The 16,658-nt window shown below is 34.2% G+C and carries 17 protein-coding genes; 1 reads left to right on the top strand and 16 read right to left on the bottom strand.

Annotation, left to right across the window (positions count from 1 at the left end; genetic code table 11):
• Positions 1-99: 99 nt before the first annotated feature.
• From pnpS to spoIIGA, 8 genes are all read right to left on the bottom strand, one after another.
• Positions 100-1,863 carry a two-component system histidine kinase PnpS gene (gene pnpS / locus CACET_RS10590; protein WP_044825078.1) on the bottom strand — a complete coding sequence of 588 codons (1,764 nt, stop codon included), beginning with the start codon at positions 1,861-1,863 and terminating at the stop codon, positions 100-102.
• Positions 1,864-1,871: 8 nt separating this feature from the next.
• Complete coding sequence (locus CACET_RS10595; protein ID WP_044825077.1) at positions 1,872-2,561, bottom strand: response regulator; 690 nt, start codon at positions 2,559-2,561, stop codon at positions 1,872-1,874.
• A gap of 12 nt (positions 2,562-2,573) precedes the next feature.
• Positions 2,574-3,389 (bottom strand): peptidoglycan editing factor PgeF, encoded by an 816-nt coding sequence (pgeF, locus tag CACET_RS10600; RefSeq protein ID WP_052661454.1) that lies wholly within the window; start codon positions 3,387-3,389, stop codon positions 2,574-2,576.
• A gap of 149 nt (positions 3,390-3,538) precedes the next feature.
• Positions 3,539-4,000, bottom strand: coding sequence for a transcriptional regulator NrdR (nrdR, locus tag CACET_RS10605; RefSeq protein ID WP_044825076.1), 462 nt, complete (start codon positions 3,998-4,000; stop codon positions 3,539-3,541).
• A 78-nt stretch (positions 4,001-4,078) separates the two neighbouring features.
• A complete protein-coding gene (locus CACET_RS10610; protein ID WP_044825075.1) occupies positions 4,079-4,387 on the bottom strand; it encodes a YlmC/YmxH family sporulation protein in 309 nt (102 codons plus the stop codon).
• Between the two features lie 139 nt (positions 4,388-4,526).
• Positions 4,527-5,300 carry an RNA polymerase sporulation sigma factor SigG gene (gene sigG / locus CACET_RS10615; protein ID WP_044825074.1) on the bottom strand — a complete coding sequence of 258 codons (774 nt, stop codon included), beginning with the start codon at positions 5,298-5,300 and terminating at the stop codon, positions 4,527-4,529.
• Positions 5,301-5,430: 130 nt separating this feature from the next.
• Positions 5,431-6,165: an RNA polymerase sporulation sigma factor SigE gene (gene sigE / locus CACET_RS10620; protein WP_044825073.1), complete on the bottom strand. Its 735-nt coding sequence runs from the start codon at positions 6,163-6,165 to the stop codon at positions 5,431-5,433.
• A gap of 39 nt (positions 6,166-6,204) precedes the next feature.
• Entirely contained in the window at positions 6,205-7,095 is an 891-nt protein-coding gene (gene spoIIGA, locus CACET_RS10625) for a sigma-E processing peptidase SpoIIGA (protein ID WP_044825072.1), read from the bottom strand.
• Between the two features lie 459 nt (positions 7,096-7,554).
• Between spoIIGA and CACET_RS10630 the strand changes: the two genes are divergently transcribed.
• On the top strand, positions 7,555-8,652 hold the full coding sequence (locus CACET_RS10630) for an NAD(P)/FAD-dependent oxidoreductase (RefSeq protein WP_044825071.1): 1,098 nt from the start codon (positions 7,555-7,557) through the stop codon (positions 8,650-8,652).
• A 217-nt stretch (positions 8,653-8,869) separates the two neighbouring features.
• On the opposite strand, the gene ftsZ is transcribed toward CACET_RS10630, so the two are convergent.
• The 8 genes from ftsZ to ftsW form a co-directional block, all read right to left on the bottom strand.
• Positions 8,870-9,964: a cell division protein FtsZ gene (gene ftsZ / locus CACET_RS10635; protein ID WP_044825070.1), complete on the bottom strand. Its 1,095-nt coding sequence runs from the start codon at positions 9,962-9,964 to the stop codon at positions 8,870-8,872.
• A gap of 310 nt (positions 9,965-10,274) precedes the next feature.
• Entirely contained in the window at positions 10,275-10,613 is a 339-nt protein-coding gene (locus CACET_RS10640; protein WP_044825069.1) for a small basic family protein, read from the bottom strand.
• 1 nt (position 10,614) lies between these two features.
• Positions 10,615-11,337, bottom strand: a complete 723-nt coding sequence (locus CACET_RS10645) for a DUF881 domain-containing protein (protein ID WP_044825068.1) — start codon at positions 11,335-11,337, stop codon at positions 10,615-10,617.
• Positions 11,338-11,354: 17 nt separating this feature from the next.
• A complete protein-coding gene (locus CACET_RS10650) occupies positions 11,355-12,083 on the bottom strand; it encodes a DUF881 domain-containing protein (RefSeq protein ID WP_044825067.1) in 729 nt (242 codons plus the stop codon).
• Positions 12,080-12,880, bottom strand: a complete 801-nt coding sequence (locus CACET_RS10655) for a cell division protein FtsQ/DivIB (RefSeq protein WP_044825066.1) — start codon at positions 12,878-12,880, stop codon at positions 12,080-12,082. The genes CACET_RS10650 and CACET_RS10655 overlap by 4 nt, the downstream gene beginning before the upstream one ends.
• 165 nt (positions 12,881-13,045) lie before the next feature.
• Complete coding sequence (gene murA, locus CACET_RS10660) at positions 13,046-14,296, bottom strand: UDP-N-acetylglucosamine 1-carboxyvinyltransferase (protein WP_044825065.1); 1,251 nt, start codon at positions 14,294-14,296, stop codon at positions 13,046-13,048.
• Between the two features lie 144 nt (positions 14,297-14,440).
• Entirely contained in the window at positions 14,441-15,535 is a 1,095-nt protein-coding gene (murG, locus tag CACET_RS10665) for an undecaprenyldiphospho-muramoylpentapeptide beta-N-acetylglucosaminyltransferase (protein WP_044825064.1), read from the bottom strand.
• Positions 15,536-15,539: 4 nt separating this feature from the next.
• A complete protein-coding gene (gene ftsW / locus CACET_RS10670) occupies positions 15,540-16,658 on the bottom strand; it encodes a putative lipid II flippase FtsW (protein ID WP_044825063.1) in 1,119 nt (372 codons plus the stop codon).

Consider the following 16,658-nt stretch of genomic DNA (forward strand, 5'->3'; position numbering starts at 1 on the left):
GGGTCTTAAATAATAAAAACACGAATAAAGTTAATTTTTACGCAGTCTACCTTCCCCATGACTTCTCTATCTCAGAAGATTTTAACATATTATTGGCTTTTATTTTTCTATAGGAAGAATCACAGTAAACTCACTACCTTTTCCCTGCTCACTATTTACTTTAATTCTTCCTTTAAAAGATAATATGATATGCTTTACAATAGCTAAACCCAACCCAGTTCCTCCGACTTTTCTACTTCTAGCTTTATCCACCCGATAAAATCGCTCAAAAAGCCTTGGTAAATCTTTCTTAGGGATACCTATTCCTGTATCCTTTACAGTAATCACGATATTATGATATTTTTTATAGCCAGTCAAAAGAACTTTTCCTCCGCTAGGTGTATATTTGATAGCATTATCTATTAGATTGATCAACATCTGTTTAAACCAATCTTTGTTGCCATAAATCATTGGAAGATTCATATCTATTTCTGACGATAACTCTATACCTTTGTTGCTTGCAATAGGTCTCATCATTTCTTCTACCTGTCTCATCATGTTTGTTGGAAAAACTTCTTCTTGCAAAGCCCTATGCTGAGAATTTTCTATTTCAGATAATGTTAATATATCTTCGATCAGACGTTTTAATCTTTCTGTTTCTATATCTATGATGTCTAAAAAGCGTTGTTTTGTCTCCTCGTCTTCTATAGTATTTGATTTCAGTGTTTCAACAAATCCACTAATAGAAGTCAACGGTGTTTTTAACTCGTGAGACACATTCGTTACAAAGTGTGAGCGTATTTTTTCTAACTTTCTTATCTCAGTAATATCCTCAATAACAGTAACTAATCCAATAGTTTTGTTAGGGTCGTTTTCTAATCTTATAAGATTGGTGTATACTTTTAAATTTTTTTCTTGAGGATCCTTTACGTTAATTTCAATCTGTGTTTCTATATTGTCTTGTAAAACTTTTTTTATTTCTTCATCCAATCGATTATTCCTGATTACTTCCAAAATATGTTTGCCTATAGCATCTTTTCCTTCAATATTAAATAATTTTTCAGCAGCAGTATTTAACAAGATAACATTTTTCTTATTATCTACTGCTATGATGGGATTTGTAATACTAGTTAATAAAGCTTTAAATTTTGTATTGCTATCTGAGAGTTTAGCGATCATCTCCTCTAACCTAACTGCCATATGATTAAAGTGATCTGCCAATTCACCTATTTCATCCTTAGAAGGAACATAAACCCTCAAACCTAATCGACCTGTAGCCATTTTTTTTGACACCTCTGTCATCTCTTTTATTGGCTCCATGATCTTCTCAATAAATCGGTAACCTATCAAAGCAGCTATGATTAAACCGCTGCCAATAGAGATAGCTATATAATAAAATAAAGTTTGATTTATTTTTTTTATTTCTAAAAGGCTTACCGCCAGTCTAACGACAACATTTCCTTCATCTGTGTGAAGAGGCAGAGCGATATATAACATATCTAAGTCTACAGTATTACTGTAACGAATTGCTTTACCGACTTCTCCTCTATAAGCAGCTTGTATTTCTGGTCGATCACGATGATTTTCAATAATTCCTTCTTTTTTAAAAGTCTCTACTAAAACATTCCCATATTCATCAATAATGGTAATTCTAGTAGTTATTTGATCTCCTAAATCCTGCATTTTTTCTTGCAACCCTGTAGTATTTAAAAAATTATTATCGTCTTCTTTTATAAACTCCTGGATAAGAACTGCATTAGAAATTAGTTTTTCCTCTAACTGATTCATATAACTAGAACGAATCAGACTTAAAGATAAAAAACCTGTTAACAAGATCCCCACTAATAAAATAACAAAAAAAACAATGAAAATTTTCTTTTGCACTTTTCCACCTACTTCATCTTATATCCCACGCCTCTAATGGTTTCTATATATTTTCCGCTTTCGTCATCTCCTATTTTTTTTCTCAAGTGCCGAATATGTACATCTACAGTTCTTGTTTCTCCAAAATAATCATAGCCCCATACTTCATCTAAAAGTACATTTCTTGACATGACCTTGTCCCTATTTTCTAACAACATTTTCAATAACTCAAACTCCTTCAAGGTCAGTTCTACTGACCTGCCACTCACTGAGACTTCATGCTTTTCTAAATCCATGATAATATCTCTTAATTTTAATACTTTTACTTCTTGCTTCTTTACATCCTCGATTCTTCTTAAGACTGCTTTTACCCTAGCTACTAATTCTCTTACACTAAAGGGTTTTGTAACATAATCGTCAGCCCCTAACTCTAATCCTAAAATGCGATCAGTTTCCTCGCTCTTTGCTGTCAGCATGATGATGGGAAGTTTATTCAGCCCCTCTATTTTTCGTATTTCCTTGCACACTTCTAACCCATCTATACCAGGAAGCATTAAATCTAATATCACCAAATCCACCACATTATTATGAAGTAAATCTACGCAATCCTCACCATTATCACTAGTTAGCACGTAAAAACCGTTTTTTTCTAAATTAAATTTGATTAGTTCTAAAATATGTTCTTCGTCGTCTACTACCAAAATTCTTCTCTTATCCATTCACTTGCCCCCTTATTCAGCTAGTTCAATCACAGAAGCCATTCTTCCAGTAAGTCCTTTTTCTTTACGATGAGAATAAAACAAATCTGTGCTGCAAGCAGTACATAGACCTGCTATACTTATATTTCTATCTACTAAGCCTATTTCCTTTAAGGCTATCCTATTAGCTTCCCATAAATCCAGCATATACTTCCCCTCAGAAGTTGGAAATGCAATGTTTGAAGCATTTGTAAAATTTGTGTTAAATCTTTGGATTACCTCGCTTGATACCTCATAACAACACTTTCCTATAGAAGGTCCTATAGCTACAACAATATCTTCTGCTCTAGAATCAAACTCCTTCATCATCTTTTCCACTGTCTTTTGACCTATTTTTAGTGCTGTTCCCTTCCATCCTGCATGGACAGCGGCCACAATCTTCTCTACAGGATCAGCAAATAACAAAGGTACGCAGTCAGCATGAAAGGTCATAAGCGCTACTGCTGATGCATCAGTAATGAGGGCATCCACTTGACTAAAGTCTTTATCATAAAGAACTCCCTTTCCTCTATCTTCTATGGTAACAATTTTTATACCATCACTATGTACTTGATCTGACAACACCAGGTTTTCAAGTTTTACATCTATGGCTTCACAGAAACCTTGTAGGTTGGCCATTACATGATTTTTATCATCATTGGTTTTAAAGCTTAAGTTCAGTGTACTATTATGATCTTTACTTACTCCACCTATCCTTGTGCTGAATCCATGCTTTACTATACCTAGCTGCTGTAGTCCCTCCGAAACAACAACCTTTACCCCTTTTTTCTCTATAATTTTAAAAGCCAATTTCCTCACTCCTTTAATGAATTTACGATTTCATACCTTCATTATTTCCATTCATATTTTATATTATCAATGTCTAAAGACATAAAAAAACCCAGCCTATAAAACATATATATATATATGTGCTGGGACTTTGTAACAACATCAATGGCTTAATTGGTTTTTTCTTTCAATAGTTTTCTTAATTCTCCCATAAAAGTATTAATATCTTTAAACTCTCTATAGACAGAAGCAAATCGAACATACGCCACTTCATCTAGCTTCTTTATATGCTCCATTACCAGTTCTCCAATAAATTCTGTTTTGATTTCTTTCTCCATAGAATTATAGAGTTGTTTTTCTATTTCATTAACGATATTTTCTATATCACATAGTGCTACAGGTCTTTTTTCACAGGCCTTAATCATGCCCTTTAAAATTTTATTACGATTAAAAGATTCTCTATTTCCAGTTTTTTTAATTACAATTAAAGGCAACTCTTCTATTTTTTCATAGGTTGTAAATCTTCTGCTACAAGCAATACATTCTCTTCTTCGGCGGATTGATTGACCTTCATCCGTAGGTCTTGAATCCACAACCTTTGATTCACCATCACCACAAAAAGGACAGTTCATCTTATGTTCACCTCCTAAGTGATTACTTTTTAAGTTCATTATAATATACAGGTTCCAGTATGTCTAATGAAATCCCAGCTATTTTTTATTTTTTACTTCTTTTGAGTAAAAATCATCTTCTTCATCATAATAATTTAGATGAGGTTCAATATTACTTTTCACTTCTACTAAAATCACATCAATGCCTATTTTCTTAATTTCCGCCCACGTCACTTCACTCTCCAACTCTTTCCCAAATAAACCTAGGAATTTTTCGCTGTTTGGGACAATAATGGCATTGATCTTACCCTTTTCCAAGTTTACATCAATATCAGAGATCAATCCTAACCTTCTACCGTCAGTTATATTAATCACTTCTTTTTCTGTTAAATCCGATGCTCGAATCATCTTTTCACCTCCATAAAATGTAGCAGTACTATACAACATGTTTATGGACTTGCTCTTGACTTTATGCCTAAAAAATAAAAATGCACTCCAAACATTAGGGTTGTATCTAATGTTTGGAGTGCCCCAAAGCAGATCACTTTTATATATATTTCTTCATATGCTTTACTGCTGTTTTTTCCAATCTAGAAACTTGTGCCTGGGAAATACCTATTTCTTCTGCCACCTCCATTTGTGTCCTTCCTTCAAAAAATCTCAGGGTTAAAATCAGCTTTTCCCGATCATTCAGTTTTCTCATAGCTTCTCTTATAGCGATACCATCAATCCATGTTTCATCCTCACTTTTTTCATCACTTACTTGATCCATGACGAATATAGCATCCCCACTATCATGATAAATCGGTTCAAATAAAGATACAGGATCTTGAATCGCATCGAGGGCAAAAACCACCTCTGCTCGGGGTAAATTTAATTGTTCAGCAATTTCTGATATTACTGGTTCTTTAGAATTTTTATTAATCAATTGGTCTCTTACTTGTAATGCTTTATAGGCAGTATCTCTCAAAGACCTACTTACCCTAATAGAGTTATTGTCTCTTAAATATCTTCTGATCTCACCAATAATCATAGGAACAGCATAAGTAGAAAACTTTACGTTATGACTTAAATCAAAATTATCAATCGCCTTAATTAATCCAATACAACCCACTTGAAATAAATCATCAACATGTTCTCCCCTATTATTAAATCTTTGAATGACACTCAGCACTAATCTTAAATTTCCCCGTATAAACTGCTCTCTGGCAGTATGATCTCCCTTTTTAATGCGACCAAATAGCTTATACATTTCATCATTTTTTAACACTGGTAATTCCGATGTATTTACTCCGCAAATTTCTACTTTATTGATATGCATTGTAAGATCTCAGTCCTTTCACTTTGAATTACCCCTTTAATATTTAGATTATTGACTGAATGATTATTTTTATGCAGTAGTTCTATAGCAAAAAGAAAAAAGCGCCACATGTCACTGTGACAAATGTCGCTTAAATCATTCTATTTATTTCTTTTTTAAGCCTTGATACAATTCTTTTTTCTAATCTTGATATATAGGATTGAGATATCCCCAAAATATCCGCTACTTCCTTCTGGGTTCTTTCTTTTCCACTATTTAGACCAAACCTTAATTCCATAATCTTTTTTTCTCTTTTTGAAAGTTTATCTAGTGCTACCTTTAAAAGCTCCTTGTCTACTTCTTCTTCTAAGAAACGATAAATAATATCGTTATCAGTTCCTAAAATATCCGACAATAATAATTCGTTGCCATCCCAATCGATATTCAATGGTTCATCAAAGGAAACCTCCATTTTTATCTTGCTATTTCTCCTTAAATACATCAAAATTTCATTCTCTATGCATCGTGAAGCATAGGTAGCTAACTTGATGTTTTTTTCTGGGTTAAAAGTATTTACTGCTTTAATTAGCCCAATGGTCCCTATAGATATTAAATCCTCCACACCTATACCTGTATTTTCAAACTTTCTTGCAATATATACTACCAAACGCAGGTTTCTTTCAATTAAAATCGTTCTAACTGTACTTTGATCATCCTTCAGTTTCTCTATGAGAAAACTTTCTTCATCATTAGATAAGGGGGGCGGCAAAGTTTCACTACCCCCAATATAGTAGATGCTTTCCTCTTGATGCAGCTTAAAGTATTTCAACAGCCTAATATAATAATAGCGGTATAATAACTTCATTTTTAATAGTGATTGTCTCATTTCTCTACCTCCTAAGTTTCGTTAAAAAACGTATATTCTTTATACTAAATCTGGATGTAAAAGGGCTTTATATTCTCCTGCCTTTGATAGCTTTCTGTCATAAATAGCAATAATAATTTCCTTAATGCTCTTACTATCTTCTTCTTTTTCTATAGAGACAAAATCAGGCTTAAAGCCAATCAACATACCATTTTCTGTTCCTAATGCATTATAGGGAATCATTCTAAAACGTGTTAACCAACTGCTACCGTCTAATAGTAAAGCCACTTGAGCAAAGTTTGGTTTTCCCGAACGGCCAAATAATCTTTGTACCTCTTGAGGCAGCAGGTGAATAATAGCCTCATACTCTACGATGATGACTGGATATTTACTAATTGGATCTACCAGAGAATTTCCAGTATCCACCATCCCTGTCACTTCAGCAGTGGTACCATCTATCTCTATTTTTATTTTCATCAGAATCTTTTCCTTAGACAACTGCTTTTGTAAATAGCCCCAACAAAAATTAATGAGTATATAACCTACGCCTCCGGCGATAAAAATATTTTTTACCGAAATATCCGTGATATAGAAGATACCGTTACTTATGATACCATTAAAATTTGTAAAGTAAAATATAGCAAATCCTGCTCCTCCAAAGACCAAAGTTATTAAGTAAAATATCCCTAAAAGCCTAAAGAAGTCTTTAAATCTATAAGGGGTAAAAGCTAAAATAATAATAATCATAGAACAAGCTATCTTCATAACAATAGAAAACAAAAAATGCAGTGACGGAAAGAAAATAATAAAAGCATATAACGCACTAATCGAGGAAGCTGCTAATAATTTCCCCTTTCCTGTGGCTTTTTTTCCAAATTTAGCAGTTAACGATAAGATAACAAAATTCATAATAAAGTTTTCTAGAAAAACATACTCAGCATAAACTACCATCTACACTCCCCCCTAAGGGACATATCTATTATTATACAAATATTCATTTGAAAGACGTTTTATGTATATTATATAGAATTAGGCATAGCTTTTTTGTCATTTTCTGAAGTCGAAAGACTAGTTTGTTTTTCTCATTTTAAGGAATGTTGTAGATAACAAAAAATTTTAAGCATGAATTACTAATAAAGTAACCATACTATTAGTACTGTGTAATGTGCTTTATTAAAAGACGTAGGGATGGGTCTTGATCCTTCCATAGTTACTATGTCTTATTTACCAAATACATTGAAATAAATTTAAACAAATATATCATAGGCGTTAACCTAACACAATTATTTGCAAATTTCTCTCGAGCTGTTATTTTGCTAATACTAAGACCCTTCGCTACACTTTGCTCTGCTCAAGATGACAAGTTGTGGTTTGAGTTAACACTAATGAAAGAAATATAGGAGAAAAAATATGAGAATAGCTATTATGGGCGCTGGATTAGCTGGATTGTCATGTGCCATAACTTTAGAAAAACACGGAATAAAGCCACATATTTTTGAAAATAGAAAAGAAGTAGATGATAGGTTTCCCAATGCAGAAGTATTTTTAGATGCATTAAACGCTCCTATCAAAGATACTCTTTCATATCTTTCCAATGAATTTGGTCTCTATCTTCAACCAGTTGGACATGTAAAAAAATTAGTCATTTATTCAGAAAATCAACAGGCAACTGTTACTGGTAGCCTAGGTTTTAATACGTTAAGAGGTCGAAATGAAAATTCATTATGTAGACAGCTACTAAAACAATTAGATACAAAAGTCACTTACGACTCCCAGTATACCTACGAAGATCTGCTTAAAGACTATACACATATTGTTTTAGCAACAGGAGATGGAGCCTATAGTGAAAAAATGGGAAACTACCAAAGGCATTTTACAGCATCTTTGAAAGGAGCTATTATTGAAGGGAAATTTGATAGGTACACAACAATGGCTTGGTTAGATAACAATTTTGCACCCAAAGGTTATAGTTATCTCATTCCATTATCTAATACAAAAGCTAATATCGTCATTGCTTATCCTGATTATCCGGAAAACAATAGATTAGATGGAAACTTATTATGGGATAGTTTTCTTTCAAGAGTCCAAAAAGATTTAAAACAACCATTAAATATTACTGATGGATTTGAAATCACAAAATATATCATAGGAAAATGCGATAATGCTAGAATTGGAAATACTTTTTTTGTTGGGAACTGTTATGGAGCAGTTATGCCTTTTTTAGGATTTGGACAATTTCCTGCTATCATGACAGGTATTCATGCAGCCTATGATTTATGTGGCAAAGGAGAATACCCTATCCTTAATAAACAGTTAGATATAAGTTATAAAAATGCACTGGTATTGAGAAGAGCTATGGAAGATTTAGATAATAAAAAGTTTGATCTAATCGTTAAGAGTTTAGATGGATACATTGGAAAGACCTTGCTAGATTACAGCAACATCAACTTTCTCAGCATGATCAGCAATATTCTAAAGCCTATCATCAATACAAAAAATGAAGAATAGGAAAAGACTTGCTATTAGCAAGTTAGCAAGTCTAAAATTTAAGATTCTATAAAGATTTATATACTTGTTTCATGAGCGTTAACTTAATACAATTATTTCCAAAATTCTGTAGAACTGTCATCCTGAGGGTAGCGAAGGATCTTAAAATAACGAGGAACTATGACAAATTATGGTTTAGATTAACGCTAATGATACTTGTTTAAAATCCAAAACTTATTTATTTTTTTCTTCTTAAAAAGATAGGTATATCTAATTCATCTACTTGTTTTACTTGATCTTCTGTAGCTGCTGCTGCCACTTCTTTATGAACAGCAGCTGTTGTATTTACCTTTTTTTGAGACTCTACAACCTTCGCCAAATCATGTTCGAAACCCGTAGCTATTACTGTAATTCTAATTTCATCCTTTAACTCTTCATTGATTACAGCACCAAAAATAATGTTAGCATCTTGGTCTGCTGCCTCAGTAACTAGTTCTGCCGCCTCATTTACTTCAAATAGTCCTAAACTAGATCCTCCAGTAATATTTAGCAATACACCTTTGGCTCCTTGAATAGATGTTTCTAACAATGGACTTTGAATCGCTTGTTTTGCTGCCTCTGCAGCACGATTTTCTCCACTGGCTCGTCCTATACCCATGTGGGCTAAACCTTGTTCTACCATAATTGTCTTAACATCAGCAAAGTCTAGATTCACTAAACCCGGTACTGCGATTAAATCAGATATCCCTTGAACACCTTGTTTTAGTACATCATCAGCCATTCTAAAAGCATCCAGCATGGTGGTTTTCTTTTCTATGACTTGAAGCAAACGATCATTTGGAATCGTTACTAAGGTATCTACTCTACTCTTTAATTCTTGAACACCTTGCTCAGCATGTAACATTCTTCTTTTACCTTCAAATGTAAAGGGTTTTGTTACAACACCAACAGTCAAAATACCTAGTTCTTTTGCTACTTCCGCTACAATCGGAGCTGCTCCTGTACCAGTACCGCCTCCCATGCCAGCAGTAATAAATACCATATCAGCCCCCTGCAGTAACTTATAGATATCTTCTCTGCTTTCTTCAGCAGCCTTCCTGCCAATTTCGGGGTTTGCACCAGCACCCAACCCTCTTGTTAATTTTTCTCCTATTTGTATTTTATGCTCAGCCTTAGAAGTAAATAAAGCTTGTTTATCTGTGTTAACGGCAATAAACTCCACACCTTTTAATTCCGATTCAATCATACGGTTTACAGCGTTATTTCCACCTCCGCCCACACCGATTACTTTGATCTGAGCAAACTGATCCATATCTACATCAAATTCTAACACATTATTACCCCCTTAATTATATGAATACCCTGTTTTGATTTTAAGTTTTTAAAAGTCTACGATTTTCTTTACATTATCATAATTCTATCTGGTCATCTATAGGACATAGGACTATGATTATGATAAAATTTATGTAGCCTCTATACTACAATTTTTATATTTGAAATATTGTGAATATAGAGATCCATAGTTTTTATGGTTATAAATAGACTCATACATATTATTATAAATTCAACACAAATTTAATTTTTCCTTTTTTCAATTTCAATTTATAACATAAAAATTTTGGAAAAATTTAATAAACCTTCTATTAAAAGCGTATTTTTCCCAATAAATGTCTTCTTAGAATGGCAAAGTTTTGGAATAATCTTGCACCAAATGCAAATATCGCTGCATAGTATAAAGGAACACCTAAACGATCTCCTATATAAGCTAAAAATCCTGCTAATATTGCATTACCAAAAAAACCTGATACAAAAATTTCTGTGTTAAACTTATTCTCTACACTAGCTCTAAGTGCCCCAAAAACAGAGTCCATTGCTGCTAAAATCGCAACAGAAATATAGAGAGAATAAGTGGCAGGGTAAGTAATGGGTAAGTATAGTCCTAAAAAGATCCCCAGTGCTAAACCAATAATTGCAAATAACATTTTAATCACCTTCCATCATTGAAATATATTTTAAAGAGATATCACCTTGATGTCTTGCTATTCTCACTCGGTCACTTGTATAGGATTCTACAATCAAACCATACACCTCTCTTAGATCCCAAGCATAAGAACCAGGGGCCTTTATAGCAGCATCTAGTGTTTGAGGATCACCTATCGCTCTTATGGTAAAGGGTTGTCCATAAGTATAATTATTAATCGTAATGGTAGGTCCCGTACACTTTATTTCTGATGTACTTAGCAGCCTTTGACCATTAATAGAAATAACCTCTGCTCCCGCAATCTTTAGGTCATTTAATATAGTTAGCACATCTCCGTCATGGACAACAAGATTATTAGGATCTTCTCCTTCGTATAATTCTCGTTCACTATCACTTAGTCTTATAACAATTCCCGGACCTTCTACGTCTAAGAATCCGCTAGTCAATCTCATTGCATTGATTTCGTTAATTAATACTTCCTTAATACTTCCATCCTCTTCTAAAGCTCTCTGATACTCATTTAGCTTTTCTTCCTTAGCAACAATCAACTGTCTCTTATTGTTTATTTCTTCCTTTTCAGTATCAATAGCTCCCTGTAAATCACTTAATGTTTTCAAGCTGACAAAACCATAATCCTCTAAATCGTTTCTAAACTGCAAAACAATAGTAAAGCCTAATATAAAAAACATAAATGCAATAATTATTTTTGTATATAAGGATTTCATAACTTTCCTCTCCATTCCTACTGAGGTGATTCAACAGGTCTCGCGTAATCGAACTGCATTACCTTGTTATATCTTGGTACCTGAATAGAATTTTCTTTCCTTACACTGACTTGCAAGTTATACACCTGTCTCATACCCCAAACAACCCCATACCTCATATTTAATGCTGCCTCCAATGTTTCTGGATTTCCTATAGCTTTGATAACAAAGGGCGGTCTCGTAGGTACAGAATTAATCATTACTGTATTTGATGTATAATATATTTCTGTAGTAGCAATATATCTTTGGTCATTGACAACAATGGCTTCTGCCCCCGCGGCATTTAATTGATTAATTACCTCTAACAGCACATCGTAATTATACATAACAAAACTTCCTTCTCCGCCTAAGAAATAATCGTTAGGAGGATCATCCACCGTTACAACAACTCCTGGTCCCTCACCTTCCTTATACCCCGCCATCAACTGATAACGCTCCAAATCTCTTTTCAGGTTTTTAATCATAAGATTTTCATCTGCTTCAGAAATTTCATATTCCTTCAGCCGTTTTTCTAAGTTCGTAAGTTCTTCATTCAGCCTTTCCTTTTCCGATCTTAAGTTTCTTAACTCCATTGCCAATTGCTGAGCTTTTTGTGTGGATAAAACACCTCCCCCAGGTCCGCTTTTGACGGTATTAAATTGTATAGATATGGTAAGGCCCAATATACCACAAAGTAATGCAATGGCAAGTTTACCCTTAAAATTCATTCATTTTCCTCCCAATTTTCTCTATTTCTTATAGATATTTGTCCTTTATATCGCATATCAACTATAACATTTTTTAAGTTCCGTGTATATAAGTTGGTTAATACTTCCTTCAAGGACAATACAGTATACGCTAGGTCTGTTTTATTGCCTATCAAAACCTCTATCCCATCGAAGGTAACCAACTTTATATAGTCCTCTGGTTCTATATTAATTTCAGAAATGATTTCTCCTATACCTACTACTTTAGAAGCTTCTACGAGTTCCATAGCTACATCCAATAGATGTTCTTTACTGATATCTACTTGATCTCCTAAGTTAAAACTTTGAAACTCAACACCCGTAATTAATATCAAGTCTTCTGCTAAATAACTTTCTGAAACTTGTAACACTACCTTATCTTGATCTATATAAATATAAGACCCCATATATGGTATTATAGCATACTTATCACGTTCTTTTAACTCTATTACAATACTACTTGGTAGTTTTCTTTGCAGTGTTACTTCCTTGATTAAAGGATGGGACTGAATATTTTTTTCTATATCCGCTAATTTATATTGAAAGATATTTCTATTTATAGATAATTGACCAGCACTAGTGATCTCTTCTACCGTCAAAATGTTATTTCCCCTAATTTCAACTTTTTTTAAATTTAATAAGTCCGACTGTAATAAAAAGTATACTCCCCACAAGAAAAAAACAATAATGAAGAAAAAAGCAGTCAAAAATTTTCTTATTTTTCTTTTCCTTATGTTCTTCAACCTTTGCTTCTCTCTTTTATTTTTTATATACTCCATTTTCATCCCCACCTTTATGGCTTGTACTCTTAGACGAAATTTTAAGGGCAGCTAAAAAGCTGCTGCTTAAAATAGAAACACACCCTGAGTTTCTTACTTATAAATGTATCATAGCATAAATCCGCCCATAGAAAACAAAATTTGTCTAGCCAAAATATACAAAAACTACAATTTATAGATTTCTGCTCCTACTATTTTTAAAACCTCCTCAATATGATCATAGCCTCTTTCTATATGCTTTGCATTTTCTATAATGGTAGCACCTTCTGCAGCTAATCCTGCTAAAATCAGTGCTGCCCCTCCCCGTAAGTCATTGGCGGCTACAGTAGCCCCTGTTAACTTAGGCACACCCTTTATAATAGCTACCCTACCATCTATTTTAATATTCGCTCCCATTCGAACTAACTCATAGGCATGCTTATATCTGTTTTCAAATATATTTTCAGTGATAATACTAATACCTTCGCTCATTGTCATTAATGCCATTATTTGAGATTGCATATCCGTTGGAAATCCTGGATAAGGCAAAGTTTTCGTAGACTCTATTGCATGAAGTTTTTCAGGAGCTACCAGTTTTATGCTATCTTGAGTATATAAAATCCTGCAACCAGACTCTTTTAGTTTATAAATAGTAGATTGTATATGCTCTGGTATAACATTTTTTAATATGATTTCACCTTTTGTCATAGCTGCAGCTATTAAGTAGGTTCCTGCAACAATACGATCAGGAATAATGGTATGTTCAACATCGTGAAGTTCCTTTACCCCTTCAATCTGGATCGTAGCACTTCCTGCTCCAGAAACTTTTCCCCCCATAGCATTAATAAAATTTTGCAAGTCTGTAATTTCTGGCTCCCTTGCGGCATTTCTAATGGTAGTAGTCCCTTGGGCAAAAACAGCTGCCAACATAATATTCTCAGTTGCTCCCACACTAGGAAAATCTAATTGAATTTCGCAAGCCTTTAGGCCTTTACTCTTACATATTAAAAACCCATGTTTCTCTTCAATGACTGCTCCCATCTCTCTTAAAGACTTTAAGTGAAGGTCAATAGGTCGAGGCCCAATTTCACATCCTCCAGGATAGCTCATGATAGTCTCTCCACACCTAGCCAACATAGCCCCTAAAAATACAATAGAAGACCGCATCTCCCTCACCAATTCCTCTGGAATTTTATGATTATTTAGCTTGCTGGAATCGACAATCATCGTATTGCCTTCTCGCTTTACCCCACAACCCACAGCCTTTAAAATTTTGATCATAACCTCTACATCAGATAATTTTGGAATATCATGAACTATATTTACTTTTCCATTTAATACAGTTGCAGCTAGTATCGGTAATACAGAATTTTTAGCACCACCGACCCTTAATTCACCTTCGATTTTATGTCCACCACGAATCATTAGCTTACTCACCTTAGGCCACCTCCAGAACTTAATAAGTATATTTATATAGAAATTGACGTTTTAAGAATAATTACTTGGCAGAATATACGTTATTAAACAAATATATAACCATATTATGCAAAAGTTCTAAAGGTGTTCCAATAATTTGTCTATTTAATGTTTTAAGAGTTTTATTATTTCTTGATATATTTTTTCAGCAACCAGCTTTTTAGAGGCATCTAAGCTAGCTCTTTCCATAGATTGTAGTTTTTCTTTATTATTTAAGATTTCTTCTATTTTACTTAGTAAGTAATCACTCTTCAAATCCTTTTCTTTAATAACTAAAGCAGCCCCCCTAGCCTCTAGGGCTGTAGCGTTATATTCTTGATGATTTTCCGCTGTATAAGCCTTGGGGATCAAGATAGCTGGTTTTCCTACTGCATTAATTTCTGTAATAGTAATTGCACCTGCACTACAAATGATTAAGTCACAAGCCTTCAAGGCATAAGGCATATCGTCCATATACTCAATAATACGATTATACTGTAACACCTCTTTATGTTGTGAAAGCTTTTCCATGAGTTCTTTGTAATGTCTTTTTCCTGTAACCAACAACACTTCAAACTGATTTCTAGGATGTTCTACCAGCATATCTATTACTGCTTTATTTATGCTGGCAGACCCGCCGCTTCCCCCTACGATTAATACCAAGGGTCTATTTACCTTGTATCGCAAACTTGCTTCCTCAGACGTAATCTTAAAAAATTCTTCTCTTATAGGATTTCCTGTGACAACTAACTTGTTCTTTTGTTTAAAATATTTCTGTGCCTCTTCAAAACTTATGGCAATTCTATCGACATAGTTACCTAATATCTTATTGGTAATGCCAGGAAAAACATTTTGCTCATGAATGAGGGTTTTTATTCCTAGTTTTGATGCCATATAAACAACTGGCCCGCATACAAACCCTCCAGTGCCTATCACAATATCTGGTTGAAAATCCTTGATAATTTTCCTTGCTTCCCATAGTCCCTTTAACAACATTCCTGCACTTTTTAAGTTGTGAAGAGATATCTTTCGCCTTAAGTAACTAACAGTTATAGTTTTTATCTCATAACCTGCCTTAGGAACAAGGTCGCTTTCCAGCCCTGATGACGTACCTATAAATAAAATATCGCAGGTTGGATGCTTTTCCTTTATTTTACTAGCAATAGCAATAGCAGGATAAATATGTCCCCCTGTTCCACCGCCGCTTATAATGACTTTCATGTTTTCAGCTCCTGTTCATATTTGTATATTTCGAGATGTTCAGTAAAATCCCCATACATGCCATAAATATCACTAGGGCATTTCCTCCAAAACTGATGAAGGGTAAAGGCATTCCTGTAACTGGCATAGAGGATGTTGCTACTGCAATATTAATTACCACTTGAACAATGAGCATTGTAGTAATTCCTGTTGCCATCAAACAGCTCAAAAGGTCTGGTGCATTAAGAGCGATACGAATACCACGCCAAATCAAAATCATAAAGAGCAGCATAATAGCTACACCACCTATAAAGCCCAATTCTTCTCCTATAATGGCAAAGATAAAATCATTTTGAGGCTCCGGCAGATAAAAGTGTTTTTGTACACTTCTTCCTAACCCTCTACCGAAAAGACCCCCAGATCCTAGTGCCAATAGAGATTGTACTGCCTGAAAACCACTATCACTGGGATCTGCCCAAGGGTCTATAAAGGCAGTGATTCTCTTGGCCTTATAACCAGCACCACTGATGAAAATGTACCCAATCATGGAGGCTAGTGCTGCAAACCCACTGGCGGCTAATCCAATAAAGTGAGAGAGTTTCATCCCTCCAACAAATATCATAGAAATAATTACAACCACTACCACAAAGGCTGTACTAAAGTCTGGCTGTTTATAAATCAACCCAAAAAACATTCCTGCAATAAGTAGATAAGGTATTACCCCATAAAGAAAAGTTTGCATACCTTCTTTTTTTCTTGTCACACTGGTGGATATAAAAATGATAGCAGCAAACTTTGCAATTTCGGAGGGCATGACGGTAATAGAGCCTACACCAATCCACCTTTTAGCACCATTTACTTCTTTGCCTAAAGGGGTTAATACTAGGATCAGTAAAATCACACTACCCAACAAAATGACATTAGCGTACTTCGACCATTTCCAATATTTTACTCTAGCACAAAAGTTCATAGCAAAAGTTCCTATTGCTGCCCAAATTAGTATTCTTTTCAGAAAGTAATACCCATCTCCCATCACCACCATAGCATAAGAAAAACTGGAACTAAACACCATAACAATACCGGTGGTCACCAAAAGTGCTACAGTGACAATAATCGTGAAGTCATAGGGATTTTTTTTTCCCAT

The sequence above is a fragment of the Clostridium aceticum genome (assembly GCF_001042715.1).
Taxonomy (GTDB): domain Bacteria; phylum Bacillota; class Clostridia; order Peptostreptococcales; family Natronincolaceae; genus Andreesenella; species Andreesenella acetica.